This is a genomic window from Pseudomonas syringae pv. tagetis (assembly GCF_022557255.1).
Classification (GTDB): domain Bacteria; phylum Pseudomonadota; class Gammaproteobacteria; order Pseudomonadales; family Pseudomonadaceae; genus Aquipseudomonas; species Aquipseudomonas caricapapayae.
Genome location: NZ_CP092923.1, coordinates 4,080,411 through 4,106,518 on the forward strand (window position 1 = coordinate 4,080,411; position 26,108 = coordinate 4,106,518).

Sequence of the window (26,108 nt, forward strand, 5' to 3'; positions counted from 1 at the left end):
GGTTTTTTACGACAGTGACGAGCGGGCGATTCTGACCGGGGACCCGGGCGCGGAAAAATGGAAAAAGGTGTAACCTACTATGACAAATAATCATGGTTAGTTATCGCATGACCGAGCGAATCCCGCCTCTTTACGCACTCCGAGCCTTTGAAGTAGCAGCCCGATCATGCTCATTCACACGTGCTGCCCAAGAGCTTTCACTGACTCAGAGCGCCATCAGCCGGCATATTCGTACGCTGGAAGAGACCCTGGGCTGCCGGTTATTCGAGCGCAAGGGACCAAGGCTCTGGTTGAGTGATGAGGGTCGGCGACTGTCCAGTCAGCTCAAGATCGGCTTTCGGATCATCGAAGATGCCTGCCAGCCATTTCGCGGTCAGGGCGCGAATCTGCGTCTCAAGTCACCGTCCACCCTGACCATGAGGTGGTTGCTGCACGCACTGGAATCCTTCAAGCAGTCCACCCCTGCTCTGCCGGTTCAGCTCTCCAGCGTGTGGATGGACTTTGACAGCGTGGACTTCTATTCGGAGCCTTTCGACTGCGCGATTCTGCTGGGCAATGGCAACTTCGGTGCAGAGGTCGAAACCTGCAAACTGTTTGACGAGTGGCTGATTCCAATCTGCTCGGCAGACACCCTGGGCAAGCAGCCATGGGGGCCGGAGCGGCTGCAGGCTGCTGAACTCATCCATCCGTCCAGCGACCGTCGGGACTGGCGGCGCTGGCTGAACCGAATGGACCTCGCAGGTCAGGTAACGTTGAGCAAAGGCAAGGTATTCGACACGCTGGATCAGGGAATCACTGCTGCGGTAAGAGGGCATGGCGTGTCGATCGGCGACCTGTTCCTGGTCGCAGATGACATCAACGAAGGTCAGGTTTTTTTGCCATTCGACTCAGCTGTCGGCACTGGGGATGCCTACTACCTGGTGTGGTTGCAGGACAGTTTCAAGCGCCAGCGGGTCATGGAGCTGCGCGACCATCTGCTGACCTGCCTGCCGGACATATCCGGCATCAGCGTGGAGTTGCTCACCGCGCCTTGATTCCTCGTGAGCCGTCAGGCGCACGCTGCTTTTGCTATCGTTCCCATGCGCCGTGTGGCCATGCATTTCGTGACGCTCTGCGTCACACAGCTCTGCAAGTCAGTGAGATTCAGGCCCGGCTTCGTCGGATTCCTTCGCCCTGACACTGACGTCGCGCTCTGCGTCGTCAGTGTCATCGTGATCACTCAACTCACCGGCAAACACTGCTCCACCAGCGCTGTCCACACTGCAACACCAGGTTCAATCACCTGATCGTTGAAGTCGTAGTACGGGTTGTGCAACGCCGCCGACGGTTGCTCGCCATCGACACCCATCCAGATGTATGCACCCGGGCAGGCGTGCAGCATGAAAGCGAAGTCTTCGGAAGCCATGGACGGGTTACAGCCCCATTGCACGTTGGTCTCCCCCACCGCTGCGACCGCAGCACGCCGGACCGTGGCGGCGGCGTCGACATGGTTTTCGGTCACCGGGTAACCGACGTTATAAACCAGCTCGCCGCGCACGCCGAACGCCGCCGGCAAACGCTCGACGAACTCGCCGATCAGTCGCTGAACCTTCTCGCGTACCGGCGTTTGCAGGCAGCGCACGGTGCCCCGCAGGGTGGCGGTTTCCGGTAGGACATTGATGGCTTCACCGGCATTGAATTGAGTGATGCTGACCACCGCCGAATCCAGTGGCGACAGGCGCCGGGAGACGATGGTCTGCAGCCCGAGTACCAGTTCGGCCGCCGCCACGATCGGGTCACTGCCTTTGTCCGGCATGGCCGCATGGCTGCCTTTGCCGGTCAGGGTGATCTCGAAAGTGTCCAGTGACGCCATCATCGGCCCCGGATTGATCACCACCTTGCCCGCAGGCACGCCGGGCCAGTTGTGCAGGCCGTAAATGGCCTCCATCGGGAAACGCTCGAACAGGCCGTCTTCGATCATTCGTTGCGCGCCGCCCAGGTTCTCTTCAGCAGGCTGGAAAACGAAATGCACTGTACCGCGAAACCGGCGAGTCTCCGCCAGATGCCGGGCGGTGGCGAGCAGGATCGCCGTGTGGCCATCGTGTCCGCAGGCGTGCATGCAGCCTTTGTGTACCGACTTGTGAACGCTGTCGCCCAGCTCCTGAATCGGCAGGGCATCCATGTCGGCACGAATGCCGATGGTCGGGCCGTCGCCGTTGCGCAAGGTGCCGACCACGCCAGTACCGCCCAGACCGCGGTGCACCTCGATACCGAAACTGCTCAGCAGATCCGCCACCTTGTCCGAGGTTTTCAGCTCCTGGAACCCCAGCTCCGGCGCGGCATGAATCGTACGGCGCCAGACAGTTGCTTCGTCGATCAGTGTCTTTGAAATGGGCATGTGTTTACTCCAGACTCGCGCCGTATCCAAAACTGGCGGCAGGCTTGGCGGCAGTTTCGACCCAGACGCTTTTCACTTCGCTGTACTCACGCAGGGCATCCAGACCGGAAGAACGGCCATAGCCACTCTCACCATAGCCGCCAAACGGCGAGCTGACGTGAATAGTCTTGTAGCCGTTGACCCAGAACGTCCCGGCACGCACCTGCCTGGCAACGCGATGAGCGCGACCGACGTCACGGGTCCAGACACCACCCGCCAGACCGAAACGGCTGTTGTTGGCGATACGGATCGCGTCCTCTTCGTCCTTGAACGGGATCGCCACCACCACCGGACCGAAGATTTCTTCCTGCGCGCAATGCAACTCGTTGGTACCTGCCAGCACGGTTGGATTGATGTAATAACCCGGTTTTTTCGGGATCGGATCAGCGTGCTCGCCAACCAGTCTCGCGCCGTCTTTCAGCGCCTGCTCTACCATGCCTTTCACGTGGTTGTATTGCCTGGCGTTGTTGATCGGGCCGATCTGGGTTTCCGGGTCGCTCGGATCGCCGACCTTGAACTGCGTCGCTGCCACTGCCAGGGCATTGGTGAACTTCTCGAAAATCGACGCTTGCACCAACAGCCGCGAACCGGAGACACAACTCTGCCCGGCACCAGAAAAGATCGCCGCCTGAGCACCGCGCAAGGCCACCTCCAGATCGGCATCGTCGAATACGATGTTGGCCGACTTGCCACCCAGCTCCAGCACCGCCGGAATGCAGCGCTGTGCCGCAGCCACAGCGATATGCCGACCGGTCGCCGGCGAGCCGACGAACACCACCTTGCGAATATCGGCCTTGGCAATGAACGCCTGACCGATGGACTGACCAAAACCGGCGATCACGTTGACCAGCCCTTTCGGCACCCCGGCACGCTCAATCAGCACACCGACGATCAACGAGCTGAGCGGCGTCAGCTCCGAGGGCTTGAGAATGACTGCGTTGCCCGCCGCAATCGCCGGGGCTATCTGCCAGCCACATGTGAAAACCGGTGCGTTCCAGGGCGTGATCTGCAACACCGTGCCGAGCGGTTCGTAGGTCACGTAATTGAGGTGCGTGGTCGGCACCGGGATGATCTCGCCGTGAAGCTTGTCCGCCCAGCCAGCGTAATACTCAAACATCTCGGCGACCTTGAGCACTTCGACGCGGGCGTCACGGATCGGTTTATTGGCGGTCAGGGATTCGATCTGCGCAAGGCTTTCCAGTTCTTCGCGAATCAGACTGCCCACCTGGTACATGGCGCGGCCTCGCGCCTGAGCGGTCAGCGCCCACCAGTGTTGTTGCGCAGCTTTTGCCGCCTTGTCGGCGACTTCGACCAACGACTCGTCAGCGTCCGGGAAGCTCAGCAGCAGACTGTCGTCGTGGGCATTGCGCACTTCGACCGGCGCCCCGTGACCTTCAATGAACTGGCCGCCGACGTAGCTGGCGATGACACTCCGATCGCCCCAGTAAGGGCGCATCAATTCGAGGATTCTTGCAGCGCTCATCGCTTATTCTCCATGACCGTAAAGTTTGCCATCGGTGCGTTGCACGATGGCGCAGAAGTCTTCGGTGTCTGCCAGGGTTTCACTGCTGGCCTTCCACAATTGGGCGACAACGCGCGACAGCGGCAAGTCCATGTCGAGGCTGTCCGCCAGATCACTGGCCAGGCCAACGTCCTTGCGCATCAGGCCCATGGTGAAACCGGAGTCGTACGCCTTGTTAAGCACCCAGGTCGGGAACATGACTTGCGTGGCACCGCTACGTCCGGAACCCGCGTTCAGACCCTGCAGCAGTTTTTCCGGGTCGACACCTGCGCGTGCCGCCATCGCGACGGCCTCTGCGGTGCTGATCAGGTGACAGGCCGCCAGCATGTTGTTGGCAATCTTGGCCACGTTGCCAGCGCCACATTGCCCGACGTGCACGCGGGTGCCGCTCATGCCTTCCAAAACCGGCATGGCGCGTGCCAGGTCAGCATCCTCGGCGCCGATCACCATCGCCATGGTGCCGGTGGCGGCACCTTTCGGGCCGCCAGATACCGGCGCGTCGATGAATGCGATGCCGCTCTTTGCCAGTTCGGCAGCGACCTTGCGGCTCATTTCCGGCGTCGAGGTCGTAGTATCGACCACGATCAAACCCTTGCGACCGAACTCGCTGATGCCACCCGCGCCCAGACACACCGACTCCACGTGCTCAGCCTTGGGCAGCGACAGGATCAGAATGTCCACGCCCTGAATCAGTTGCTTACGGTCGGCAACCGGCTTGACGCCTTTGCTTTCGGCCTGGTCCAGCGCCATCTGTGACAGGTCGAAGCCGCTGACATCAAACCCCTTGCTTGCCAGCGTGGCAGCCATGCCACCGCCCATGTTGCCCAATCCGATCACACCTGCTTTCAAAGTCATGTCTGCATCCCGGTCAAAGGTTTTTGTACGAATTCGAGAATGACGCTGCAGGCCTTATCGACCGGCAATGTGCTGATGATTCGAGTATGGACAGCGCTCTACCCTCTCAGCAATAATCCTGAAATCGAATTTATGTTGCCTTCAACGCAACACTGAACCTCCGCAGGAACCCTATGAGCCTGGTGCAAGATCGACGCATCCTGTATTTTTTCGAAGCGGTGCGGCTGGGCAGCGTCAGGGCTGCCGCCGACTATCTCAACGTGGCACCCTCGGCCGTCAGCCGCCAGATCGCGCAACTGGAACAGGAACTCGGCTCGCCACTGCTCGAGCGCCACCGCCGCGGCGTCAAACCCACCGAAGCAGGTGACAAGGTAATGGCCTATTACCGTCAGCGGCTGACTCAGCAGGAGGTCTTGCTGGATTCGATTCAGGCGCTGAAGGGCCTGCACAGCGGTTCGGTAACTCTGGTGTCAGGAGAGGGTTTTCTTGAAAGTCTCGCCCAGCCGCTGGCGCGGTTTTCCGAGTTGTACCCGCGCATCGAGCTGATCGTGAACGTGTGCGGCAGCAATGAGGTGATTCGTCAGGTGGTCGAGGACGAGGCGCATATCGGCCTGGTCTTCAACCCCGCCGCCGACCCGAAAATCCGCTCTCACGCTCATCAGCGCAAACCCGTGTGCGTCATCACCGCCCCCGATCATCCGCTTACCCAAGCGCACGCTCCGATTGAGCTTCGTGCCCTTGAACACTACCGTATCGCACTGCCAGCAGTGTCTTACGGTATCCGCCAGATACTGCTGCAAGCCGAACACCAACTGGGCATTACAGTGCAGCCGACACTGACCTGCAGCACCTTCGCCATGCTCAAGCACTTCGCCATGCAGGGTGGCGTCACATTGTTGCCAACCTTTGTTGTGGAAGAAGAAATAAAAGCCGGGAAACTGCGCGCCCTGCCGTTGCAGCACGAGGTGTTCAGCAGCCCGCAGACTCATTTGATCAGCCGGCTGGGCCGTCAGCTTAGCGTCGGTGCCAACCGTCTGATGGGCATGCTGTTGCAGGACATGACGGCGTTTCGCAATTGACCTACCGTTAGTCCTGCGTCGACCAATCGCGCTGAACCAACAAAATCCTCGTGGTTCATCTTCAGTACGGACAGAACTTCTGCTGCTACTGAGGATTAATCATGAGAGCTTTGACTTACCACGGCGCGAACAGTGTGAAGGTCGACACGGTGCCGGACCCGGAAATACAAGAAGCCGACGACATTATTCTGAAAGTCACCGCGACCGCGATCTGTGGCTCAGACCTGCACCTGTATCGCGGCAAGATCCCCACTGTGGAACACGGCGATATCTTCGGTCATGAGTTTATGGGCATCGTCGAGGAGACCGGCTCGGCAGTGACCGCTGTGCAGAAAGGTGATCGCGTCGTGATCCCTTTTGTCATCGCCTGCGGCAGCTGCTTTTTCTGCAACCTCGACCAGTTCGCCGCCTGTGAAACCACCAACACCGGACGCGGCGCAATCATCAACAAGAAGTCCATTCCGCCAGGGGCAGCACTGTTCGGTTTCAGCCATCTGTATGGTGGCGTCCCGGGTGGCCAGGCTGAATACGTGCGCGTGCCGAAGGCCAACGTCGGCCCATTCAAGGTACCGGGCACTCTGGCTGACGAGAAGGTCCTGTTTCTCTCCGACATTCTGCCTACTGCCTGGCAGGCGGTGACCAATGCGGGAATAGGACCTGGTTCAAGCGTTGCCATCTATGGGGCTGGCCCGGTGGGCCTGATGAGCGCCGCGTGCGCGAAAATGCTCGGTGCCGAGAAGATATTCATGGTCGATCATCATCCGTATCGTCTGGCCTACGCTCAGAAAACCTACGGTGTGATCCCGATCAATTTCGATGACGACGATGATCCGGCCGACACCATCATCCGTCAGACCGCTGGCATGCGTGGCGTGGACGGTGTGGTGGATGCCGTGGGTTTCGAAGCCAAGGGCAGTACGACCGAGACCATCCTGGCTACGCTGAAACTGGAAGGTAGCAGCGGCAAAGCATTGCGTCAGTGCATCGCAGCAGTCAGACGTGGCGGCGTGGTCAGTGTGCCGGGGGTTTACGCCGGCTTTATCCACGGCTTCATGTTCGGCGATGCGTTCGACAAGGGGCTGACGTTCAAAATGGGCCAGACCCACGTCCATCACTTCATGCCTGAATTGCTGGAACATATCGAAGCAGGTCGACTTGAACCCGAAGCCATCATCACCCACCGCATGTCGCTGGAAGATGCGGCGAAAGGTTACAAGTTGTTCGACAAGAAGGAAGAGGATTGCCGCAAGGTGATTCTGACGCCTGGCAACAACACAATCGTGGTGCCAGACGACACGACTGAAGCCCTGATCGCGGGTGGCGTGCCGGCCATGTGAGACGCATGCCCGGCGTTGCTTCGCGCCGTTCAAGATCGGACGCAGAGCGTCCAGAAGTGCGCTACCACGCGGAGCGTCGAAGCAATAGCCAAGCGCTGCGTCGCACGACAGTAGTCGTAGAGCTCATCGCTCCCTACGCTCCAGCGTGGAAATGCCGTTCTGGACGCTCTGCGTCCGATCTCTGTGGCGCGGAGCATCACCCAAAGTGTGCGTCAGTGCATTTCTGGACGCACATGTTATCGGCTCAGGTAGGCAAATCGGCCCTTGAAAGGTTTGCCAATGGGGTCGGCCAGGTCGCCGTGTTTGCTGGTGCTCAGCCCCAGATCCACCAGCGATTCAGCCAGTTTCACCGCCGCAGCCACGCCGTCGATGACCGGCAGGCCTATCACTTCGCTCAGTTGCCTGCCCAGATCCGCCATGCCGCCGCAGCCCAGCACAATGGCGCCTGCCCCTTCGTCATCACGGGCGCGACAGGCCTGTTCGGCCATGGATTCGATCAGCTCAGGCCCGCTCTCCTCCAGCGCCAGCACCGGCAGGTCGATACAGCGCACCGAAGTACACAACTCACTGAAGCCATAACGCTGCAGCAAATGCTCGGCAATGATTCGGGTACGGCTCAGCGTCGTCACCACTGCAAAGCGGGTCGAAATCAGACTGGCCATATGAAAGGCCGCTTCGGCGATGCCGATCACCGGTGCGCTGGCGTACTCGCGGGCTGCCAGCAGTCCAGGGTCGCCGAAGCAAGCGATGATGTGCGCGTCAACCTGTTGTTCACGCCCCCTGCGCACTTCTTCCAGCACGCCGAGGGTCGCTATCGCTTCGTCAAAATGGCCTTCGATAGACACCGGGCCATCAGCCGGGCTGCAGGCGATGATCTGCGTCCCGGAGCGCGCAACCGCTTGCGCGGCCAGGCCGATCTTGTGGGTCATGGCTTGGCTGGTGTTGGGGTTGATCACTTGAATACGCACCGGAACTCCTTCAGCGCCGTTTGAAAATGCTATGAAAATCCACTGCCTCGCCGCCCGGCGCATCGACATTCAGGCTGGCGCGGATGCGGCGCAAATGCTCGGCCATCCACTCGCGGGCCTGTTCGCCCTGCCCGGTTTCGAGCAAGGCCAGCAAGTCAACATGCTGGCCACACTCACAGCCGACACTGCGCCGCGAACCGTACACCGCCACAATCAGCGAGGAACGCGTAGTGAGCTGCGCAACTTGCTCGGTCAAGACCTGGTTACCTGCCAACGCGCTCAGTTGCACGTGAAAGCGGGCCGACAATTGAATCGCTTCGCTGTGACGCCCGGCGTGTTGCGCCTCATGCTCCTGGTCACAGAGCGCGCGCAATGACTCCAGGCGCTGACCGCCGACCCTTGTGGCTATATCCGCCATCAGCGCAGGTTCGATGAGCTGCCTGGCACCCAGTACATCCTGCGCCTCCTGCGCCGACGGTTGCGCGACCTCCGCGCCGCGCTTGGGACGCAGGGTCACCAGTCGCTCCAGCGCCAGACGCTGCAACACCTTGCGAATGCCGGTCCGGCTGATGTCGAACACTTCAGCCAGCGCGTCCTCGGGCAAGCGAGTGCCCGGCGCAAGGCGATGCTCGACGATGGCTTCAAGCACATGCTGGTAGATCTGTTCGTCACGACCTTTCTCATCGGCAGCGGGCGTCAGGAACAACGGAGTACTGGCAGGTCGGCTCATCACTTCACATCACTTTTTTACCAAGATCGTATACAGGAATAGTGCCTGATCCAGTCGATGATGAGTAGCGCTATCTGAACCCTCTGCCAACTGCAAAAACCTGCAAACCTCATAAAGCTCGCACTATAAATGAGCAAAAGCGCCCTTTTTACGTGCACATCGGACTGAGTGGCGAACATGTCCACCGCGCCAGCTTTTCCTTCGCAAAGCGCCATCCGGCAAAGCATGGATCAATTCCCGGCCCTTGAAAAAATCGAATGGCACATCTTTTGCGTACACGATCGTATACAAAAAAACCATTGATCGTACTCCGATCCCGTCACGACTCACCAAGGGAGTAGCGCCATGACAGACCCACGCCCGGCCGGGTACAGCCCGCGCCTGCACAACCATGATCTGGGGCCGCTGCCGCAGAAATGGACCTGGTACAACATTCTGGCGTTCTGGATGAGCGACGTGCACAGCGTCGGCGGCTATGTCTTTGCCGCCAGCCTGTTTGCTCTGGGTCTGGCCAGCTGGCAGGTGCTGATCGCATTGCTGGTCGGTATCTGCATCATCCAGGTGATTGCCAATCTGGTCGCCAAACCCAGCCAGCAGGCTGCCGTGCCCTACCCGGTCATCTGCCGCCTGGCCTTCGGCGTTTTCGGGGCCAACATTCCTGCAATCATTCGCGGGCTGATCGCGGTGGCGTGGTATGGCATTCAAACCTATCTGGCATCCAGCGCACTGGTAATCGTGGTGTTGCGCTTCTTTCCGGAACTGGCCGCCTATCAGAACGTGACCTTTCTCGGGCTGTCGTGGCTGGGCTGGTTCGGCTTTCTGGCGCTGTGGGTGGTGCAGGCCGCAGTGTTCTGGACCGGGATGGAGTCGATCAGACGCTTCATCGACTGGGCCGGCCCTGCCGTTTATGCGGTGATGTTCGCGCTGGCAGGCTGGATTGTCTGGCGTGCAGGCTGGGATAACATCAGTTTTACCCTGGCTGAAAAAGAGTTGTCCGGCTGGGCAGCGTTCGGGCAAGTCGTCATGGCTATCGCACTGGTGGTCTCGTATTTCTCTGGCCCCACCCTGAACTTCGGTGATTTCAGCCGCTATTGCCGCAGTATGGCTGACGTGCGGCGCGGCAACTTCTGGGGCTTGCCAGTGAATTTTCTGGCGTTTTCATTGGTGACGGTGGTGATTGTCTCGGGCACGCTGCCCATTTTCGGTGAAATGATCCACGACCCGATTGCTACCGTAGCGCGCATCGATAACACCACTGCCGTGCTGCTTGGCGCATTCACCTTCGTGACCGCCACTGTCGGCATCAATATCGTCGCCAACTTCGTTTCCCCGGCCTTCGACTTCGCCAACGTGGCCCCCAGCCGCATCAGTTGGCGTGCAGGCGGCATGATCGCTGCGGTGGCGTCGATCTTCATTACGCCCTGGAACCTGTTCAACAATCCTGAAGTGATTCATTACACCCTTGACGTACTGGCGGCCTGCATCGGCCCGCTGTTCGGCATCCTGCTGGTGGATTATTACCTGATCAAGAAACAGCAGATTGACGTCGACGCCTTGTTCGATGACACACCGAGCGGTCGCTACTGGTACACCAATGGCGTGAACTGGATAGCGGTCAAGGCGTTGGTGCTGACGGCGCTGGTCGGTCTGTGCTTCACCTTCGTCGAGTGGTTCAAGCCCATCGCCAACTTCGCGTGGTTTACCGGCTGCATTCTGGGCGGCGCAGTGTTTTACGCGATGACCCGCTGGTCGCCTGAGCAAGTTGCCAACATGCCCGCACCCGTCGGCCAGAACTGATAAACCCGACAGGCGCTGGACACTTGCCGGATCCAGCGCCTGAACGCCGCACAAACACTTGTTCCCTTACAAAATCCAGTGCTTGCAGGTACGCCGGCAAGCCCGGTATCACCTGAAAACCCGTCCCTGCCTGATCAGCAGAAAATAATGCCCGCCCCAAATGATATTAATTTAATATCATCCTCAATCCCGAACATTGAATGATCGAGTGTCATTGATCGGCTTTTAGTATACGGGACACAAAATAGAATAAATTTTGTACAACTTTCAGGCCGCTGCGCTGCCCTATGACTGAGTCTTTGTGAACCAGGCGTTCAAGTGGGTCGATAGTAATGAGCAATGATGTTTCCGGCGGCATGCCATTCGCGCCCAAACCACTCCTCCCCTCAGCGCAGGAAACCGCCGAGCGGCTGCAACTCGCTCTGGATTCAGGCGCGGTCGTCGGCACTTGGGTGTGGGACATCATTGATGATCGCCTTACAGGCGATGAGCAGTTTGCCCAGACTTTCGGTCTGTGTCCGAAACTATGTGCCAAAGGGCTCCCATTGGAGCTGGTGACAGCGTCCATTCATCCTGACGACTCACGCAGGGTCGACAAGGCCATCGAAGAGGCACTGCTCGGCAGCGATACCTACCGATGCGAATACCGGGTTCTTCATCAGGACGGCGTTTATCGTTGGGTTGAAGCCAGCGGGAAAATTGAACGCGATGCTCACGGCAAGCCTGTTCGCAGCCCGGGCGTGCTGCTTGACATAGACAGCCGGCGTGCCGCCGAAGCCGAGCGGGATCGCTTGAACGAACTGCTCAAAATATTCACTGCTGCAGTTCCAGGCGTTGTCTACGCCAAGGATCTGGAGGGCAGAATGCTGGTCGCCAACCGCGGCACTGCCGAGCTGATCGGCAAGCCGCCCGAGTTTTTCATTGGCAAGACGGATCTGGACTTTCTAGATGACAAGGAGCAAGCGCGGATCCTGATGGAAACCGACCGCCGGATCATGCAGAGCAACGTCAGCGAACAGATTGAAGAGCAGGTAAACCTGGCTGATGGCTCTGCAGCGGTATGGCTGTCGACCAAAGCGCCACTGACCGACGGCAACGGCGAAGTCATCGGTCTTATCGGCTCCTCTATCGATGTAACGGCACGCAAAAGAGCCGAAGAAGCCGTCAGGGAACTCAACCAGACGCTGGAACAGCGCATCGAACAAGCCGTTTTCGAACGCGAGCAGATAGAAGATGCTTTGCGCCATTCGCAGAAGATGGACGCCGTCGGCCAGCTCACAGGCGGCATCGCACATGACTTCAATAATTTGCTGGCGGGCATTTCGGGCAGTCTGGAATTGATTACTAAACGACTGGCTCAGGGACGGGTGGGCGATGTAGACCGTTACGTGTCAGTCGCTCAGGGGGCCGTACGCCGTGCCGCTTCGCTGACCCACCGGTTGCTGGCATTTTCACGCCGCCAGAATCTTTCCCCGCGGGTGACCAACGTGAACGTGCTGATCCATGACATGGAAGAAATGATCGCACGCACCGTCGGCCCGGAAATAGATATAAAGGTGGTCGCCCAGAATGACCTGTGGCCTGCGCTGATCGACCATGCGCAGCTCGAAAGCTCCTTGTTGAACCTGTGCCTGAACGCCCGTGACGCAATGCCGAATGGCGGACGCATCATCATCGAAACCGCCAATGCCTCCATTGAGGAGTGCACCGACCCGGATCACGGCGTTCCTGCTGGCGAGCACTTGAGCATCCGCATTACCGACACCGGCATAGGCATGACCCCCGATACAGTCGCCAAAGCCTTTGAACCGTTCTTCACCACCAAACCCATCGGTGCCGGCACAGGCTTGGGTCTGTCGATGGTATACGGTTTTGTCCGCCAGTCTGGTGGGCAGATCCGCGTCGAGTCGGTCGAAGGCCAGGGCACCAGCGTGGTGATGCACCTGCCGCGCCACATCGCTGAAAACGCTCCACGTATCAGCGACCCCGACGTCACCGAAGAGCCGGCGCACCACACTGGCGAAACGGTGCTGGTCGTTGATGACGAACCCTCGGTCAGGATGCTCGTCGCGGAAGTGATTACCGGCCTGGGCTACCACTGCCTGGAAGCAGCCGATGCTCAATCCGGCTTGCAGATCCTGCAATCGGACACCCGCATTGACCTGCTGATCAGTGACATCGGCCTGCCAGGCGGCATGAATGGCCGGGAAATGGCCGATGCAGCAGGCGACTACCGGCCGGGGCTGCCTACATTATTCATCACGGGTTACGCCAAGACCTCAGTCCTGGACGACTGCCACCTGCGACCTTGTACGCAAGTGCTGACCAAACCTTTCGGGCTGGACACGCTTGCCGGACGTGTGACCGGTCTGATCGGCGCAGATGCTGTCGCTCGAGGCTATTCATAGCGTGAATCCAGGCACGCCCGACGGTCGGTATTTCGTGGTCAAGGGACAACTCTGGCGCTGCTCCAACCCGTCATTAAGCGAAGACGTTCGGCAGCAACTGGTTGACCAACTCATGGCTGCACGCCGCGCCGTCAGGGCTGCCAAGGCTTGCGGCGACCCCGAAGCGCTGAAAACGGCACGGGCTGCGGTCGACCAGGCCAAAGTTGCACTGGGTGAACGCGGCGAAGTCTGGTGGACCGACGGGGCCGAGGATTTCAATCGGCGCAAGGTGACGAATACGCCTTATGCGCAGTGGTATCGGGACTTGAACAATCCCGCCAACTGAAGCTGATCACTCGTGGAGCTTTCCGGTCATTTATATGACACGCGACATTCATAAAAAAGAATCCCCGCCGATAACCCTCCAGCTTCATCTACGACCTGTGCCCTCTGCGCAATACCCTCTAATGGCCCATACCGGCATGACAAAATCGCTAAAATTCAGCCATAAAATCCTCTTGGCGGCGTCTCTCGTCGTGATCGCCGCATTCACCCTGTTCACGCTTTACAACGACTATCTGCAGCGCAACGCGCTTCGAGTGCAACTGAAGGAAAACCTGAATCAGACTGGCGAAAGCACGGCGGGCAATATTCGCAACTGGCTTTCAGGGCGGATTCTTCTGGTGGAAAACCTGGCGGAAAACGCATCGTCGCCACAGTCCCAGTCCCCGGAAGCGCAGAATCTCGCCCTCGGCCAACCCACGCTTATCGCTACTTTCATGAGCATCTACCAAGGTAAACGTGACGGTTCCTTCGTCACCCAGCCGCCCGATGACATGCCGGCCGACTACGATCCCAGAACCCGGCCCTGGTATGTCGATGCCATTCGCGCAGGCAAAACGATCCTCACGGAGCCGTACCTGGATGCCGTGACCAAGGGCTTGATCGTGACCCTTGCGACACCGGTCAAAGGTACTTCAGGCGTTTCCGGTGTCATTGGTGGTGATCTGAGCCTGGAGATACTGGTGAAGATGATCAGTTCGCTGCGGCTTCATGGGGACGGATATGCGTTCCTGGTCGACGCGAATGGTCGCATTCTGGTTCACCCGGACACCTCGCTGGTGATGAAGACGCTGGCCGAAGTCTACCCGGCGAATACGCCCGTGTTGTCACAAGACCTCAGTGAGAGCCAGCATGCCGGAAAGTCTCAGATCGTTACGTTTGCTCATGTAGACGGGCTGCCCTCCGTGAATTGGTACGTGGGCGTGGCGATGGATAAAGAGATCGCCTATGCAGCACTGGGCGAGTTCAGAAATTCGGCCATTGTGGCGACGGTCATTGCCGTGGTGTTGATTATCCTGCTGCTGGGGATGCTCTTGAGCGTCCTGATGCGGCCGCTAAATCTGATGGGCCGCGCCATGCATGATATCGCTGCCGGCGAAGGCGACCTGACCAAGCGTCTGACCATTCAGAGCGAAGACGAGTTCGGGTATCTGGGCAACGGCTTCAACCTGTTCGTGGAACGCATCCATGACTCGATGCGTGAAGTGGCCTCCTCCACTGTACAGCTCAACGAAGTTGCTCTGCGGGTAGTGAATGCCTCCAACTCGTCAATGCTCAATTCCGATCAACAGTCCAACCGGACCAACAGCGTGGCCGCCGCCATCAATGAACTGGGTGCCGCAACCCAGGAAATTGCCCAGAACGCCGCGCGCGCCTCGGGCCACTCGAGCGACGCCCGCACGCTGGCTTCGGACGGCCAGGAAGTGGTCGGGCAGAACATCGCGGCCATGAGCCGTCTGTCCAGACGCATCAGTAACGCCAGTGAGCAGATTGAAACGCTTAATACAAAAACAGCCAACATCGGTCAGATCCTGGAAGTCATTACAGGCATCTCGCAACAGACAAACCTGTTGGCCCTTAACGCCGCCATGAAGCCGCGCGCGCGGGTGAAGCCGGCAGAGGTTTCGCCGTAGTGGCCGATGAGGTCCGCAGCCTGGCCCACCGTACGCAGGAATCGGCGAGCCAGGTACAGGAGATGATCGAGCAACTGCAATCCGGCGCTCGCGAAGCAGTGGCGATCATGAACGAAAGTCAGCGCGAAAGCGTTGAAACAGTCGGCATTGCCAACAAGGCCGTTGCAAGCCTTGAGCACGTTACCGAACGCATCGGCGAAATCGACGGCATGAATCATTCGGTTGCCACGGCAACCGAAGAACAGACCGCCGTAGTGGAAGCGATCAACGTGGATATCACGGAGATCAATACCCTGAACCAGCAGGGCGTGGAAAACTTGAACGCCACCTTGCGTGCATGCACTGACCTTGAACAGCAATCCACCCGGTTGACGCAGTTGGTGGGGAGCTTCCGTCTATAACGTTCAAGAGCCGCTGCCGAAAAGGTTCGGCAGCGGCCCGATATATGCCAACAGGCTACGGAAGTTGCTGTTCAATCACCCCCAGCCATCCCATGCCAGGGTAAGTCTCAAAGCCCGGCGTCATTGAATACCCCTGGATACTGTTGTTGGGCAGCGTGCTGTAACCGGTCGCCTGACCAGCCCTGGCGTGCAACTCGACACGGTGGCCCAACGGGCTTTGCGGGTCGGAGCTGGCAATTACCTTGTGGCTGGCGTCGACCATCATCACTCGGGTGCGGGTACGTTCGTCACTCAGGCGCACGCCCTGTATCACCGAGTCCGATTGATTCTGCCAGTCAAAGAAGATCCCGATGACGCCGATCACAGGTGAGTGTTTGCCAGCGTTGCTGCGCACAGCGGCACTGAACACGCAGGTTTGCGAACCGTTAAGCAAGGGCTCTACCGCAACTTCGCCGGCAAAGTACTGATCGCCCGATGAGTGCCGCACCGCCTGCTTGAACCAGGTCGCGCCGGTGACATCCGCACCGATAACCTTGCCGAAGGTGCCGGGCCTGCCGGAGGCAATCACACAGCCTGTTGTGTCCGCCACCCAGATATCCAGGTACACCGTATAGCTGTCCAGAATAACGCCGAGGCGCTCACTGGAATGAGCGCGATTTTGCGGGGTTGGCGTCATCAGTACATCGACCAGCGACGCATCGGTCGCCCACCACCGAACATCGCACGTGCGCTCATACAGATTACGGTCGATGATTTCTATCAGGTTCAACGCGAGGTCTGCCAGTCGCTGGCCTCGCACATCAAAACACATGCCCTTGCCCAGTTCGGTGAGTTCATTGACCGACGCTTGAAGGTCCTGAGTGAGCCCACTAGCAATCTTCGAAATCTGCTCGGAGATATTCTTCACCTCCTCTGCCACCACTGCAAAACCCCGACCGGCCTTGCCTGCATGCGCCGCTTCGATCAGCGCGTTTATCGCCAGCAATCGGGTCTGGCGAGTAATCATCTATATATCGCTGACGCCACGAGTCGCCAGAGATTCCACTTCACGGGACAAGGTCACAATGCGTTCGGGTTCGATCATTTTCTTTCTGCTTCAATGAGTTACCGTTGGCGGCAGCCATCGCACAATAGTTATGCAAAAACAGAGGGAAAGACGTACATCGTTTCAGGGGCGCGGAAGTCCAGCCTTCCTGTTTTTATCGACTGATGCCGATATGCCCTCAACACCGCTAATGTAGTTTTGAAGATCGGCGATCTGCAAGCACTCCGCAAACAAGGTTTGCAATACAGGCTTGCGGGGGCGTTTGCACGGGACGGTTGCAGCGTGAGTGCATACCATTAAAAGCAGAAGTTTTCGGGCTGAGACCTTATTGATTCCAAGGCTGCCTCGCCTGGCTCGGTAAGGCCGAGAATAATATGCTGCACATAGGGAAACGAGGGGGAATAGGGCAATACGGCACCTGAAATCAAAAGCCCCTCTTTCACCAGGCCATCAATTATCTCCATAAAGTCGCCTATTGCCGGAACTGTAGGCAGAACGCGTACCAGCCCCAGGTAAAGCTGACCAGACGTCAGTTTTCTGGAGCGTACACGATTAGCGCTGTGGACGATTTCCAGCACCGCCGACTCATCGAAAAAATGATCATTGCCCACAGAGCGACCTCCCGAACCATGACCAGCCCTCCAGCCGCGTCACAGGTTCCTGTATGAAGTATCAGGATGAAGTTCATGACGATCAGAGCGGTACTGACCCTCTCCCCGTCAACCCGCCAGGATCCTGCTGGCAAGTTTGAGGTTACGAAACAGCGCGGCCCGGCTTAAAAAGCATGCTGAAAACGTTCACCTTTCCAGCGCTTCGGAAGTCGGCAGATGATTGTCCGGCTGCAGAAACTTCATGACTTCGGCAATAACCGAAGGATGATTGATCAGCCGGTTATGGCCCAATCCTTCAGTCGTAAAGAGCCGTGCTCCGGGCCATAGCTTTGCGAACCGGGCACCCTTCTCCCACGGGGTTTCACGGTCGTGCCGGTCGTGGATAACCAACGCAGGACGATCAAATACATGCAGTCGCAGAGAAGCGTCGTAGTCCGCAAAACGCCGGCCGGTCAGCGCATACAAGTACCCTTCAAAAGGTGCAAACACCTTATGGGCCACACCCACAGCATCAAACTGTTGAAACACGCTGTCAGCCGGCGCAAGGAACGGCGCAATCAACACAAATCGTTCGGGACGCCACTGTTCTTCCTGAGCGAAGACGATTGATGAAGCGCCCAGCGAATGCCCGATTACGGCCGTCGGCCTGCCAAAATGGCGCCCGACCTGCCGAAGTACGTCCACAAATTGCGGCATATGGCTGATGGTGCCGCTGCTCAGCCCATGAGCAGGCTGGTCAAAACCCACCACTGCGTAACCCATTGATCGTAACAACGGCACCCACTCGATAAAACGCATCGCGTAGCTTGACCATCCGTGAGCGAGTAATACATAAGGCTGACTGGACGGATCTCCCCACACATAAGTGGCTACCTTGTTTCCGTTCAGCTCCAGGGTCTCCATTCGCGCATCCAGCGATGTGCTCAGTAATGCGGCGGCCTTTGCACGCCCGGCAACCTGAGGTGTAACGAAACGTAGGGCAAGGTGTCTTCCAGTAGGGCCCGGTAGAATTCGGCTGGCAAGCATGAACGTGCCACGCAATGCCAGTAATCGAAGCCTTTTGGTGATTTTGCTCATCGGTATTCTCCGCCACCGGCCACAAGGTCTGGCGCAATTAGAGCAGCGCATCTTGTCACTGACAAGATACAATTACTCCATGGGCGTATAACTTTTGTTTCATGACAGGGAGCTTTACATGCCGGCCTCGGACACTCCGCGCACCTACCACCACGGCAACTTGCCGACTGTCTTGCGTCAGGCGGCCTGGGATATTGTTGGCGAAACGGGCATACGCGGACTCTCTTTACGCGAATGCGCCAGACGGGCGAATGTCTCTCACGCGGCGCCTGCACACCACTTCGGCTCTCTGGAAAACCTGCTGGCAGAAGTCGTGGCAGATGGTTACGAGCGCATGGTCGACGCTATCCGTGTCGCACAGCGGGATCTTGGCGACTGTATCCTGGGCTGCGGGATAGGCTATGTAAATTTCGCCAGACACTACCCTCAGCACTTTCGGTTGATGTTCGGGATGTCAGGCATCAACCGATCGTTGCCCAGACTTCTCTCTTCAAGCGAAGCCACGTTACAGCTGCTTCGTCAGTCTATACGCACGGCATGGATAGAAAAAAATGGTACCGAACCCGACCCGACAGTCCTTGAGCAACGCACCTTCCTGGCCTGGAGCACCGCGCACGGATACGCCTCATTGACGATCGACAGAAAGCCGGATGAGTTTTCTGCCGTCTCGGCCGAGTCGATATTCAAGCCGATGACCCCTTTTCTGCTTACACCGTAGCGCGCCAGAACAGCGGAGATGCCTGAGCGCACGTGATTTGTCATGGCCATACCTTGACGACCTGAGCGTCGAGCATGTCGTGGATTTTCGAATATTGATGTTGATCAACATCAATACGTTGACATTTTAGATTTCGATCGTAATCATAGCGTCCATCACCACCCCGGAAGATGAACGCTATGTCCGAGAAAACGCTTTTCGAACCCTACACCTTAGGCAATCTGACGCTGGCGAATCGTATCGTGATGGCACCACTGACCCGCAACCGTGCGGGTGCCGGCCTGATCCCTACAGAGCTGACAGCGACCTACTACGCACAAAGGGCCTCTGCCGGACTGATCATTACCGAAGCGACGCAGATTTCCCCCCAGGCTCAGGGTTACCAGAACACACCGGGGCTTTACACGTCAGAGCAAATCGCTGCATGGCGCAAGGTTACTGACGCGGTGCACGCGGCAGGCGGGCGTATCTTCGTGCAGCTCTGGCACGTAGGCCGGGTTTCTCACGTTGACCTGCAACCGGACGGCGCAGCGCCTGTCGCTCCTTCAGCCATCCGGGCGCAGACCAAAACCTTCGTCAATAACGAATTTTCAGACGTGTCCGAGCCACGCGCGCTGGAACTGAGCGAACTGCCAGGTATCGTCAACGACTTTCGTCAGGCAGCGGCAAATGCCATTGCAGCAGGCTTCGACGGTGTCGAAATCCATGGTGCCAACGGGTACTTGCTTGATCAATTCATCAAGGACAACGCCAACCTGCGCACCGATGCCTACGGTGGCTCGGTGGAGAATCGCGCGCGCCTGCTGCTGGAAGTCGTCACTGCCGTGGTCAAGGAAATCGGTACACAACTCACTGGCGTCCGGCTATCGCCGGTTTCTCCTGCCAACGGGGTTTCCAGCAGTGATCCCCAGCCACAGTACGAGTACATCGCCGAGCAGCTCAACGCGCTGGGCATTGCCTACATTCACGTAATAGAAGGTGCCACGGGCGGATCGCGGGATATTGCTCCGTTCGACTACAGCGCGCTACGTCAGCGCTTCAAGCACACCTACCTGGCCAACAACGGTTACGACCTCGACCTCGCAACGGCCCGTCTCGACGCCAGGCAGGTGGACCTCGTCGCCCTTGGCCGTCCGTTCATCAGCAACCCTGACCTGATCGAGCGCCTGAAAACCAGTGCACCACTGACAGAGCTCAACCCGGCCACGCTCTACGGCGGCGGCGCTGAAGGTTATATCGACTACCCCACCATCGCAGGCTGAAACCCGCGACTTCTCTCATCGTCTCTCATGCAAGGACATTCTCGATGACTACGCTCTCCACTGTTCTGATCACTGGCGCGTCCAGCGGTATTGGTGCCGTTTACGCCGAGCGATTTGCCCGCCGCGGCCACAACCTGGTGCTTGTCGCACGTGACAAGCCACGCCTGGACGCCCTTGCGGCAAAACTGAGTGCAGAAAACGACGTTGCTGTCGAAGTGCTTCAGGCCGACCTGACCCAGGCCGCCGACCTCGCCGCACTCGAAACTCGCCTGCGTGACGATGCCCGGATCGGCGTTTTGATCAATAACGCTGGCATGGCGCAATCGGGCGGGTTCACTCAGCAAAGCGCCGAGGCCATTGAAAAGCTTATCGCACTCAACGTGGTTGCTCTGACACGACTCGCGGCAGCGGTGGCCCCACGCTTCGCACAATCGGGTAGCGGTTCAATCGTCAACCTCGGATCAGTGGTGGGCTTTGCGCCAGAGTTCGGCATGACTGTATACGGTGCTACCAAGGCCTACGTGCTGTTCCTGTCCCAAGGCATGAACCTGGAATTATCGCCACAAGGCGTGTACGTCCAGGCAGTACTGCCAGCGGCCACCCGTACCGAAATCTGGGAGCGTGCGGGGATCGACGTCAACACTCTTTCAGAGGTGATGGACGTCGAAGAACTGGTTGACGCAGCGCTGGTGGGCTTCGACCGCCGCGAACTGGTCACCATCCCGCCGCTGCACGTTGCGGATCGCTGGGACGCTCTGGATGGAGCGCGGCAAGGATTATTGTCGGATATTCGACAGGCGCAGGCCGCAGAGCGCTATCAAGCAGAAGCCTGAACAGGATCGAGCCACGATATAACCCGTGCAGGCGCAACGCGTGATGTATCCCGGACGCCGTATCGAGGACTGTGAAGTTCGACGTCCATATCGTCCGGGTCACGCCCATGCCCCACTTTTCACTTGCCCTACCTCATTGTTCGATACCACTGGAATCAGCGCGTCATGAAAGCACTCACCTTCGGAAACTATGGCAAGACGCCTGATATTGCGATTGCGCATGTCCCTGTACCGACCATCAGGCCTGACGAATTGTTGGTGGAAGTTCACGCTGCCGGGTTGAACCCGATCGACAACATGATCACCACGGGCGTATTCAAATCTGTCCTCAAGTACGAGCTGCCCGCCATCATGGGCAGTGACCTGTCCGGCGTGGTCATCGAGGTTGGCAGCGCCGTAACTCGTTTCAAGGCCGGTGACGCCATTTTCGCCAGCCTCTTCGACCTCGGAAAAGGCGCCATCGCCGACTTTGCAGCGGTCCCGGAGCACGCTGCCGCACTTAAACCGGCGAATCTGGACTTCGTACAAGCAGCCTCCATTCCGATGGTTGGACTGACCTCCTGGCAAGCCTTGAAAGAGCGCGCCAATCTTCAACCCGGACAAAAGGTATTCATCCCTGCGGGGTCTGGCGGCATCGGTACTTTCGCCATCCAGTTGGCGAAACACTTGGGCGCCAACGTGGCTACGACCACCAGCAACGTGAATGCAGCGCTGGTCAGCAGTCTGGGCGCAGATAACGTCGTGAACTACAAAGAGCAGGCATTCGAAAACGTACTGCACGGTTACGACCTGGTACTGGGCACCACCCGAGGAGACACCCTTAAAAAAGCTGTCGGCATCCTCAAACCCGGAGGCAGGATCGTATCCCTCATTGGTCCACTGGATAAAGCATTCGCCAAAACCCGCCGGATGAATGCCTTTTTCACGTTTATCTTCGGGCTGATGAGCCACTCGATCAGGCGACGTGCCAGAAAACACAAGGTCTCCTACTCGTTTTTGTTCATGCGCCCGGACGGTGCTCAACTGGAGAACATTGCCGGGTTACTTGAAAGTGGACGAATCAAACCGGTCATTGACCGTGTCGTTTCGCTTGAACAAGCCTACACCGGACTTGAATACCTGGCCCTGGGTCGCGCCAAAGGCAAAGTCGTTGTAAAGGTCAGGTGAGTAAAGCGAACTTTCCTCTGTCCGTGACCGACCCATTCAACTATCCGCATGGCCACGCTATCTGCATCCAGCCTTTTAAGCATTGGAGGTATTACATGAGTACATCGTCAAAAAAAACGGCCATTGTTACCGGCGCATCATCCGGAATTGGTCGCGCGACAGCCGAGGCACTGGCGCAATCGGGTTATACCGTATTTGGCACAAGCCGCAAGATTGGCGACAGTTCGGCCGAGGTGTCCATGCTCACGTGCGACGTGACCAGCGATGACGCTGTCAGCGCTCTCGTTTCCACCGTGCTCGCACAGACCGGGCGAATCGACCTGTTGGTCAACAACGCGGGTATAGGCCTGTTGGGTGGCGCTGAAGAATTCTCCATCCCCCAGGTGCAGGCACTGTTCGATGTCAATCTGTTCGGCGTCATTCGCATGACCAATGCAGTATTACCGTCGATGCGCAAACAGGGCCAGGGGCGCATCATCAATATCGGATCGATCCTGGGGTTGATCCCCGCGCCCTACTCTTCTCATTATTCGGCGGTCAAGCACGCGCTCGAAGGCTATTCGGAGTCCCTCGATCACGAGGTTCGAGCCTTCAATATTCGGGTCTCGGTCATCGAGCCAGCATTTGTACGAACCGTCTTCGATCAAAACAGCATCGAGCCGGACTCGCTGTTGAAAGAATACGATCAGGCCAGAGCGGGCGTCAGGTCACTGCTGGCCGACGTGATGCCGAAAGCCGATTTGCCCGACGTTGTGGCGGCTGTCGTGCTGAAAGCCGCTGAGGATGCACGTCCCAGGCATCGATACGCGGCCGGCAAGACAGCGCGCCAAATCAGCATACTGCGTCGCTTTGCGCCTGCTGGCGTATTTGACAAGAGCCTGCGCAAGCAATTTCGTTTGCCGGTTTGAATCCAGGGTATGTGACGGCGGCGTGAGCGTCTGATACGCATTGATCGAGAGGCATGAAAAGACAATCGTTTCAGGCTCGCTGTTCAAGAGTGGTAAGGGCGTTCCGTTTTTTTAGCTGCGAACTTCAAGGCTTAGAAAAATCAGTTCCCTATTTGACTGTCTGGTGATTCAGGCATTTTAGCGCTGCAGGGCATGCAGGGGGGCGGAGCCCCAGGCGCTTTTACTGTGCAATGACTAGAATAAAAGCCACACGCCAGCACTCGAAAAGGATATCGCCTTGGCCTTACCTGACACGCTCCGCCTCGCAGTACTCATTGACGCTGACAACGCCAGTTCTTCAGTGGCTAAAGAGCTTTTAGAGGAAGTCGCTAAATACGGTACCGCAACGGTAAAGCGCGCATACGGCGACTGGACGACCCAACACCTGACAGGCTGGAAAAATCACCTGCATAAACATGCCATTCAGCCGATCCAGCAGTTCGCTTATACCCATGGGAAAAACTCGACAGACTCGGCATTCATCATTGATGCCATGGACTTGCTGTATGCGGGCAACGTGGATGGATTCTGCATTGTGTCGAGCGACAGTGATTTCACACGATTGGCGACCCGCCTGAGGGAGGCAGGCAAAAGGGTTTATGGTCTGGGCGAACGTAAAACACCTGATGCGTTCATTGGAGCCTGCGACAAATTTATTTTCTTTGAGGTATTGAAAAAGCCAACCCGGAACACGGTGCCGGTGACCATCGCTAACCTACCGGACCTGAGAGAAATCCTGACCCTGGCTATCGAGGAAAAGGCTCGTGACCACGGCTGGGCAGCACTGGGTGGGGTCGGTGCCTATATTTCCAAAAACCACGCTTCATTCGATGCAAGAAACTATGGGTTCACAAAACTGGGGCCGTTGGTTCGTGCCCAGAACTATATCGAAATCAAAGAAATACCGGATGGAGAGATTACTCATATTCACGTTCGGCTGAGCAACACATGACCCTATGGCATTGCTTGAAAACCAGGTTTCTTCCACTACCGGCAAGACCGTGTCGAAGCAAACAAAGGGCTGTAGACGCAGGGGAAACGACGCTGAATTACGCGACCGCTTCCCTCACACAAAAGGCGTCGAACACGCTTACGCACTCGCCCAGACAATGAATGAGGCTCCGAATCTGATCGTTGGCTCGCCATAGATAGCCGCCTTGACGACCGCAGCAGTCTTTCCGGTCATCCCGTGTGAAACGAAGCCCACTGATAAATTCACTTAGCTTGAAACGTCGTGTTGTGCCAACACGATTATCCAGCATCGAGTTTTCGTGATGATCCTTCAGTGGTATTTTTCGTTTCTCATCGTTTTTTATCAAGTAAAGGATTGCTCGTCTTGATCAAACCCAGAAGCCTGAATAAGCAAAATGAGTTGCCCGATTACTTCGAAAATGTGGAATACCTTAGTGCTGTAGATGTCCACGACGACGATGAAGATCTCGCGCAGGCTGGTTACTGTAGAGTGACCTTTGACGCAATACCTATGAAGATCCTGCCCTTTTTGCGGCGAGCGAAATCCCAGGACATCATCAACGATTCAGATAACGCATTGAGCTTTCTGCTCATGGAAGCAGTGATCCCCACCCCTCTTTTCGAACAGACGGTAAGAGTGGGTGGCTGGTGCTCGATTACCGTTTCAGAAAACCCTGTAATGCAACAAGGCTTTCTTAGCGCCACCGCGCTTGAATTTTCTGGAAGCGAGGAGCAGCCTGCTCCTACGACTCTTTACGTGAGAATCAATCCCTCCGTACCTGATGCAAAAGACCTGCACGCCTTGAAACGGGTCATCAAGTGTCGCCACCATCACAGTGCACCTAGTGAATACCAGGGTGACCCGCCGGGCAATGGAGTTTACGTCGCGGTGTATGATGTCGGTCAGGCTAATATGTGTGCCATCCTCGATAACAATTACCAACCCAAAGCGTTCTTTGATTTCGGCTGGCCCATTGGTTTCTATCGCCGATCACTACCGGGTTGCCAAAACTTCGATCCACTCGAACGTGACGACCCCGTCCACCCCGCTCCGGTTTTTCTTTCGCACCTGGATTGGGATCATTGGGGGTACGCTTACGAATCCGGCCGCCCTACTAAGGATACGCGTGGCTTCTGGAAAACGAAGGTGACCTATCGAGCAGGCGCACTACAGCGTGCATGGGTTATGCGTCGACCTTCGGGCAGACTAAAGCTGGGTGCCAGCCATGCGCATTTAATGTACGCGTTGCAGAACCAGGTGCTTAATGATGGAAGCCGCGCACTGAAGTTTTGGCCTCCCGCTCAAACGCACTTTCAATGGGGAGCATGTACCGTGTTCACTTGCAACCCCATTGCCGGTGCGCATGACACCAAGTACCTTCGCAATAACGAAGCCTTGGGCATGTTGGTGGAAAACCCGCAAAGCTACTACTTCAGACGCGTACTGCTCTGTGGGGATGCTGATTACACCTCTATTTCCGCAGCATTCAAGCAAAACCTTGGGGGTATAGTCGCGCCTCATCACGGCGGTCGAGTAACCCCACATTCGATCCCGGCACCCGACGTGGACGCAGGCACATACCGCTACATGGTCTTCTCAACTCATGATGGCTGCTACTCTACAATACCGTCGAATGAAACGATCACCGAAGCATCGGCCTTGGGCTGGAAGATCTCCCGGACTGACTCTCGATTGGATTGCCACTATGGTGTCGGCAAAAGACGAAACCGTTGGTTTGCACTGGCAAGTTATAAAACGCCTGGCCCCTGGCATCTTCCTGCATGCCTTTGCCTGGCGTTGCATTGATTCATACACCGGTCAGTGAAATCCAGGTGCAGGTTTACAGGACGGTCTATGGGGATCTTTCGAGTACTTACCGTTCAACAATCTGTCGCTCGCGTCCACTGCGCAAAGCGTCAGGGCATCATGCCTCGCGAGACTAAGCCGGCTGCCGTTTATTCGGCAGCAGTTGGCCGATTTCACTTGCCCGCAGCGCTGCCAAGGTGT

At 57.6% G+C, this 26,108-nt stretch carries 21 protein-coding genes and 2 pseudogenes; 15 read left to right on the plus strand and 8 right to left on the minus strand.

The window, feature by feature from the left end:
- Positions 1–107: 107 nt before the first annotated feature.
- On the plus strand, positions 108–1,034 hold the full coding sequence (locus MME58_RS18075; RefSeq protein WP_055006779.1) for a LysR substrate-binding domain-containing protein: 927 nt from the start codon (positions 108–110) through the stop codon (positions 1,032–1,034).
- A gap of 185 nt (positions 1,035–1,219) precedes the next feature.
- Here MME58_RS18075 and MME58_RS18080 read toward each other — a convergent pair whose 3' ends face one another.
- Genes MME58_RS18080 through MME58_RS18090 form a run of 3 tightly spaced genes read right to left on the minus strand, consistent with a single transcriptional unit; the run spans position 1,220 to position 4,793 of the window.
- Complete coding sequence (locus MME58_RS18080; RefSeq protein WP_055006749.1) at positions 1,220–2,377, minus strand: M20 aminoacylase family protein; 1,158 nt, start codon at positions 2,375–2,377, stop codon at positions 1,220–1,222.
- A gap of 4 nt (positions 2,378–2,381) precedes the next feature.
- Positions 2,382–3,899, minus strand: coding sequence for an aldehyde dehydrogenase family protein (locus MME58_RS18085; RefSeq protein WP_055006750.1), 1,518 nt, complete (start codon positions 3,897–3,899; stop codon positions 2,382–2,384).
- Positions 3,900–3,902: 3 nt separating this feature from the next.
- A complete protein-coding gene (locus MME58_RS18090; protein WP_054987779.1) occupies positions 3,903–4,793 on the minus strand; it encodes an NAD(P)-dependent oxidoreductase in 891 nt (296 codons plus the stop codon).
- 173 nt (positions 4,794–4,966) lie between these two features.
- On the opposite strand from MME58_RS18090, the gene MME58_RS18095 reads away from it, so the two are divergent.
- Together MME58_RS18095 and MME58_RS18100 are read left to right on the plus strand one after the other, a co-directional pair.
- Entirely contained in the window at positions 4,967–5,872 is a 906-nt protein-coding gene (locus MME58_RS18095; protein WP_055006751.1) for a LysR family transcriptional regulator, read from the plus strand.
- A 101-nt stretch (positions 5,873–5,973) separates the two neighbouring features.
- The gene (locus tag MME58_RS18100; RefSeq protein ID WP_054987777.1) at positions 5,974–7,209 is read left to right on the plus strand and encodes a zinc-dependent alcohol dehydrogenase; all 1,236 of its coding nucleotides are present in this window, start codon (positions 5,974–5,976) and stop codon (positions 7,207–7,209) included.
- Between the two features lie 236 nt (positions 7,210–7,445).
- Here the strand turns inward: MME58_RS18100 and MME58_RS18105 are convergent, their stop codons facing one another.
- Both MME58_RS18105 and MME58_RS18110 read right to left on the minus strand, forming a co-directional pair.
- On the minus strand, positions 7,446–8,177 hold the full coding sequence (locus MME58_RS18105; RefSeq protein WP_054987776.1) for an aspartate/glutamate racemase family protein: 732 nt from the start codon (positions 8,175–8,177) through the stop codon (positions 7,446–7,448).
- 10 nt (positions 8,178–8,187) lie between these two features.
- A complete protein-coding gene (locus tag MME58_RS18110; protein ID WP_054987775.1) occupies positions 8,188–8,907 on the minus strand; it encodes a GntR family transcriptional regulator in 720 nt (239 codons plus the stop codon).
- Between the two features lie 345 nt (positions 8,908–9,252).
- On the opposite strand from MME58_RS18110, the gene MME58_RS18115 reads away from it, so the two are divergent.
- The 5 genes and pseudogenes from MME58_RS18115 to MME58_RS27880 all read left to right on the plus strand — a co-directional run.
- Complete coding sequence (locus MME58_RS18115; RefSeq protein ID WP_054987773.1) at positions 9,253–10,704, plus strand: NCS1 family nucleobase:cation symporter-1; 1,452 nt, start codon at positions 9,253–9,255, stop codon at positions 10,702–10,704.
- 332 nt (positions 10,705–11,036) lie between these two features.
- Entirely contained in the window at positions 11,037–13,112 is a 2,076-nt protein-coding gene (locus tag MME58_RS18120) for a hybrid sensor histidine kinase/response regulator (RefSeq protein WP_055006752.1), read from the plus strand.
- A gap of 1 nt (position 13,113) precedes the next feature.
- A complete protein-coding gene (locus tag MME58_RS18125; RefSeq protein ID WP_054987799.1) occupies positions 13,114–13,437 on the plus strand; it encodes a hypothetical protein in 324 nt (107 codons plus the stop codon).
- Positions 13,438–13,573: 136 nt separating this feature from the next.
- Positions 13,574–14,566: pseudogene (locus MME58_RS27875) on the plus strand (cache domain-containing protein); the annotation flags it as partial.
- A 324-nt stretch (positions 14,567–14,890) separates the two neighbouring features.
- Positions 14,891–15,468, plus strand: a pseudogene (locus MME58_RS27880) (methyl-accepting chemotaxis protein); the annotation flags it as partial.
- A gap of 55 nt (positions 15,469–15,523) precedes the next feature.
- On the opposite strand, the gene MME58_RS27490 reads toward MME58_RS27880, so the two are convergent.
- The 3 genes from MME58_RS27490 to MME58_RS18145 form a co-directional block, all read right to left on the minus strand.
- Entirely contained in the window at positions 15,524–16,474 is a 951-nt protein-coding gene (locus MME58_RS27490; RefSeq protein WP_277623039.1) for a methyl-accepting chemotaxis protein, read from the minus strand.
- Between the two features lie 335 nt (positions 16,475–16,809).
- Positions 16,810–17,124: a hypothetical protein gene (locus tag MME58_RS18140; protein ID WP_054987770.1), complete on the minus strand. Its 315-nt coding sequence runs from the start codon at positions 17,122–17,124 to the stop codon at positions 16,810–16,812.
- A gap of 186 nt (positions 17,125–17,310) precedes the next feature.
- Positions 17,311–18,201, minus strand: a complete 891-nt coding sequence (locus MME58_RS18145) for an alpha/beta hydrolase (RefSeq protein WP_054987769.1) — start codon at positions 18,199–18,201, stop codon at positions 17,311–17,313.
- Between the two features lie 118 nt (positions 18,202–18,319).
- Here MME58_RS18145 and MME58_RS18150 point away from each other — a divergent pair, with 118 nt between their 5' ends.
- The 7 genes from MME58_RS18150 to MME58_RS18180 all read left to right on the plus strand — a co-directional run bounded on the left by MME58_RS18150 (position 18,320) and on the right by MME58_RS18180 (position 25,907).
- The gene (locus tag MME58_RS18150; protein WP_054987768.1) at positions 18,320–18,919 is read left to right on the plus strand and encodes a TetR/AcrR family transcriptional regulator; all 600 of its coding nucleotides are present in this window, start codon (positions 18,320–18,322) and stop codon (positions 18,917–18,919) included.
- 179 nt (positions 18,920–19,098) lie between these two features.
- A complete protein-coding gene (locus MME58_RS18155) occupies positions 19,099–20,181 on the plus strand; it encodes an alkene reductase (RefSeq protein WP_055006753.1) in 1,083 nt (360 codons plus the stop codon).
- Between the two features lie 44 nt (positions 20,182–20,225).
- On the plus strand, positions 20,226–21,014 hold the full coding sequence (locus tag MME58_RS18160; protein ID WP_054987766.1) for an SDR family NAD(P)-dependent oxidoreductase: 789 nt from the start codon (positions 20,226–20,228) through the stop codon (positions 21,012–21,014).
- A 165-nt stretch (positions 21,015–21,179) separates the two neighbouring features.
- Positions 21,180–22,181: an NADP-dependent oxidoreductase gene (locus MME58_RS18165; protein WP_055006754.1), complete on the plus strand. Its 1,002-nt coding sequence runs from the start codon at positions 21,180–21,182 to the stop codon at positions 22,179–22,181.
- 95 nt (positions 22,182–22,276) lie between these two features.
- Positions 22,277–23,089 (plus strand): oxidoreductase, encoded by an 813-nt coding sequence (locus MME58_RS18170; protein WP_054987764.1) that lies wholly within the window; start codon positions 22,277–22,279, stop codon positions 23,087–23,089.
- 277 nt (positions 23,090–23,366) lie between these two features.
- Positions 23,367–24,080 carry an NYN domain-containing protein gene (locus tag MME58_RS18175; protein ID WP_055006755.1) on the plus strand — a complete coding sequence of 238 codons (714 nt, stop codon included), beginning with the start codon at positions 23,367–23,369 and terminating at the stop codon, positions 24,078–24,080.
- 384 nt (positions 24,081–24,464) lie between these two features.
- The gene (locus tag MME58_RS18180) at positions 24,465–25,907 is read left to right on the plus strand and encodes a hypothetical protein (RefSeq protein WP_055006756.1); all 1,443 of its coding nucleotides are present in this window, start codon (positions 24,465–24,467) and stop codon (positions 25,905–25,907) included.
- Positions 25,908–26,108: the final 201 nt, after the last annotated feature.

Coding starts and splice junctions, on each gene's coding strand:
- MME58_RS18075 (WP_055006779.1), top strand. CDS start 108: ATGACCGAGCGAATCCCGCCTCTTTACGCACTCCGAGCCTTTGAAGTA.
- MME58_RS18080 (WP_055006749.1), bottom strand. CDS start 2,377: ATGCCCATTTCAAAGACACTGATCGACGAAGCAACTGTCTGGCGCCGT.
- MME58_RS18085 (WP_055006750.1), bottom strand. CDS start 3,899: ATGAGCGCTGCAAGAATCCTCGAATTGATGCGCCCTTACTGGGGCGAT.
- MME58_RS18090 (WP_054987779.1), bottom strand. CDS start 4,793: ATGACTTTGAAAGCAGGTGTGATCGGATTGGGCAACATGGGCGGTGGC.
- MME58_RS18095 (WP_055006751.1), top strand. CDS start 4,967: ATGAGCCTGGTGCAAGATCGACGCATCCTGTATTTTTTCGAAGCGGTG.
- MME58_RS18100 (WP_054987777.1), top strand. CDS start 5,974: ATGAGAGCTTTGACTTACCACGGCGCGAACAGTGTGAAGGTCGACACG.
- MME58_RS18110 (WP_054987775.1), bottom strand. CDS start 8,907: ATGAGCCGACCTGCCAGTACTCCGTTGTTCCTGACGCCCGCTGCCGAT.
- MME58_RS18115 (WP_054987773.1), top strand. CDS start 9,253: ATGACAGACCCACGCCCGGCCGGGTACAGCCCGCGCCTGCACAACCAT.
- MME58_RS18120 (WP_055006752.1), top strand. CDS start 11,037: ATGAGCAATGATGTTTCCGGCGGCATGCCATTCGCGCCCAAACCACTC.
- MME58_RS27490 (WP_277623039.1), bottom strand. CDS start 16,474: ATGATTACTCGCCAGACCCGATTGCTGGCGATAAACGCGCTGATCGAA.
- MME58_RS18145 (WP_054987769.1), bottom strand. CDS start 18,201: ATGAGCAAAATCACCAAAAGGCTTCGATTACTGGCATTGCGTGGCACG.
- MME58_RS18150 (WP_054987768.1), top strand. CDS start 18,320: ATGCCGGCCTCGGACACTCCGCGCACCTACCACCACGGCAACTTGCCG.
- MME58_RS18155 (WP_055006753.1), top strand. CDS start 19,099: ATGTCCGAGAAAACGCTTTTCGAACCCTACACCTTAGGCAATCTGACG.
- MME58_RS18160 (WP_054987766.1), top strand. CDS start 20,226: ATGACTACGCTCTCCACTGTTCTGATCACTGGCGCGTCCAGCGGTATT.
- MME58_RS18165 (WP_055006754.1), top strand. CDS start 21,180: ATGAAAGCACTCACCTTCGGAAACTATGGCAAGACGCCTGATATTGCG.
- MME58_RS18170 (WP_054987764.1), top strand. CDS start 22,277: ATGAGTACATCGTCAAAAAAAACGGCCATTGTTACCGGCGCATCATCC.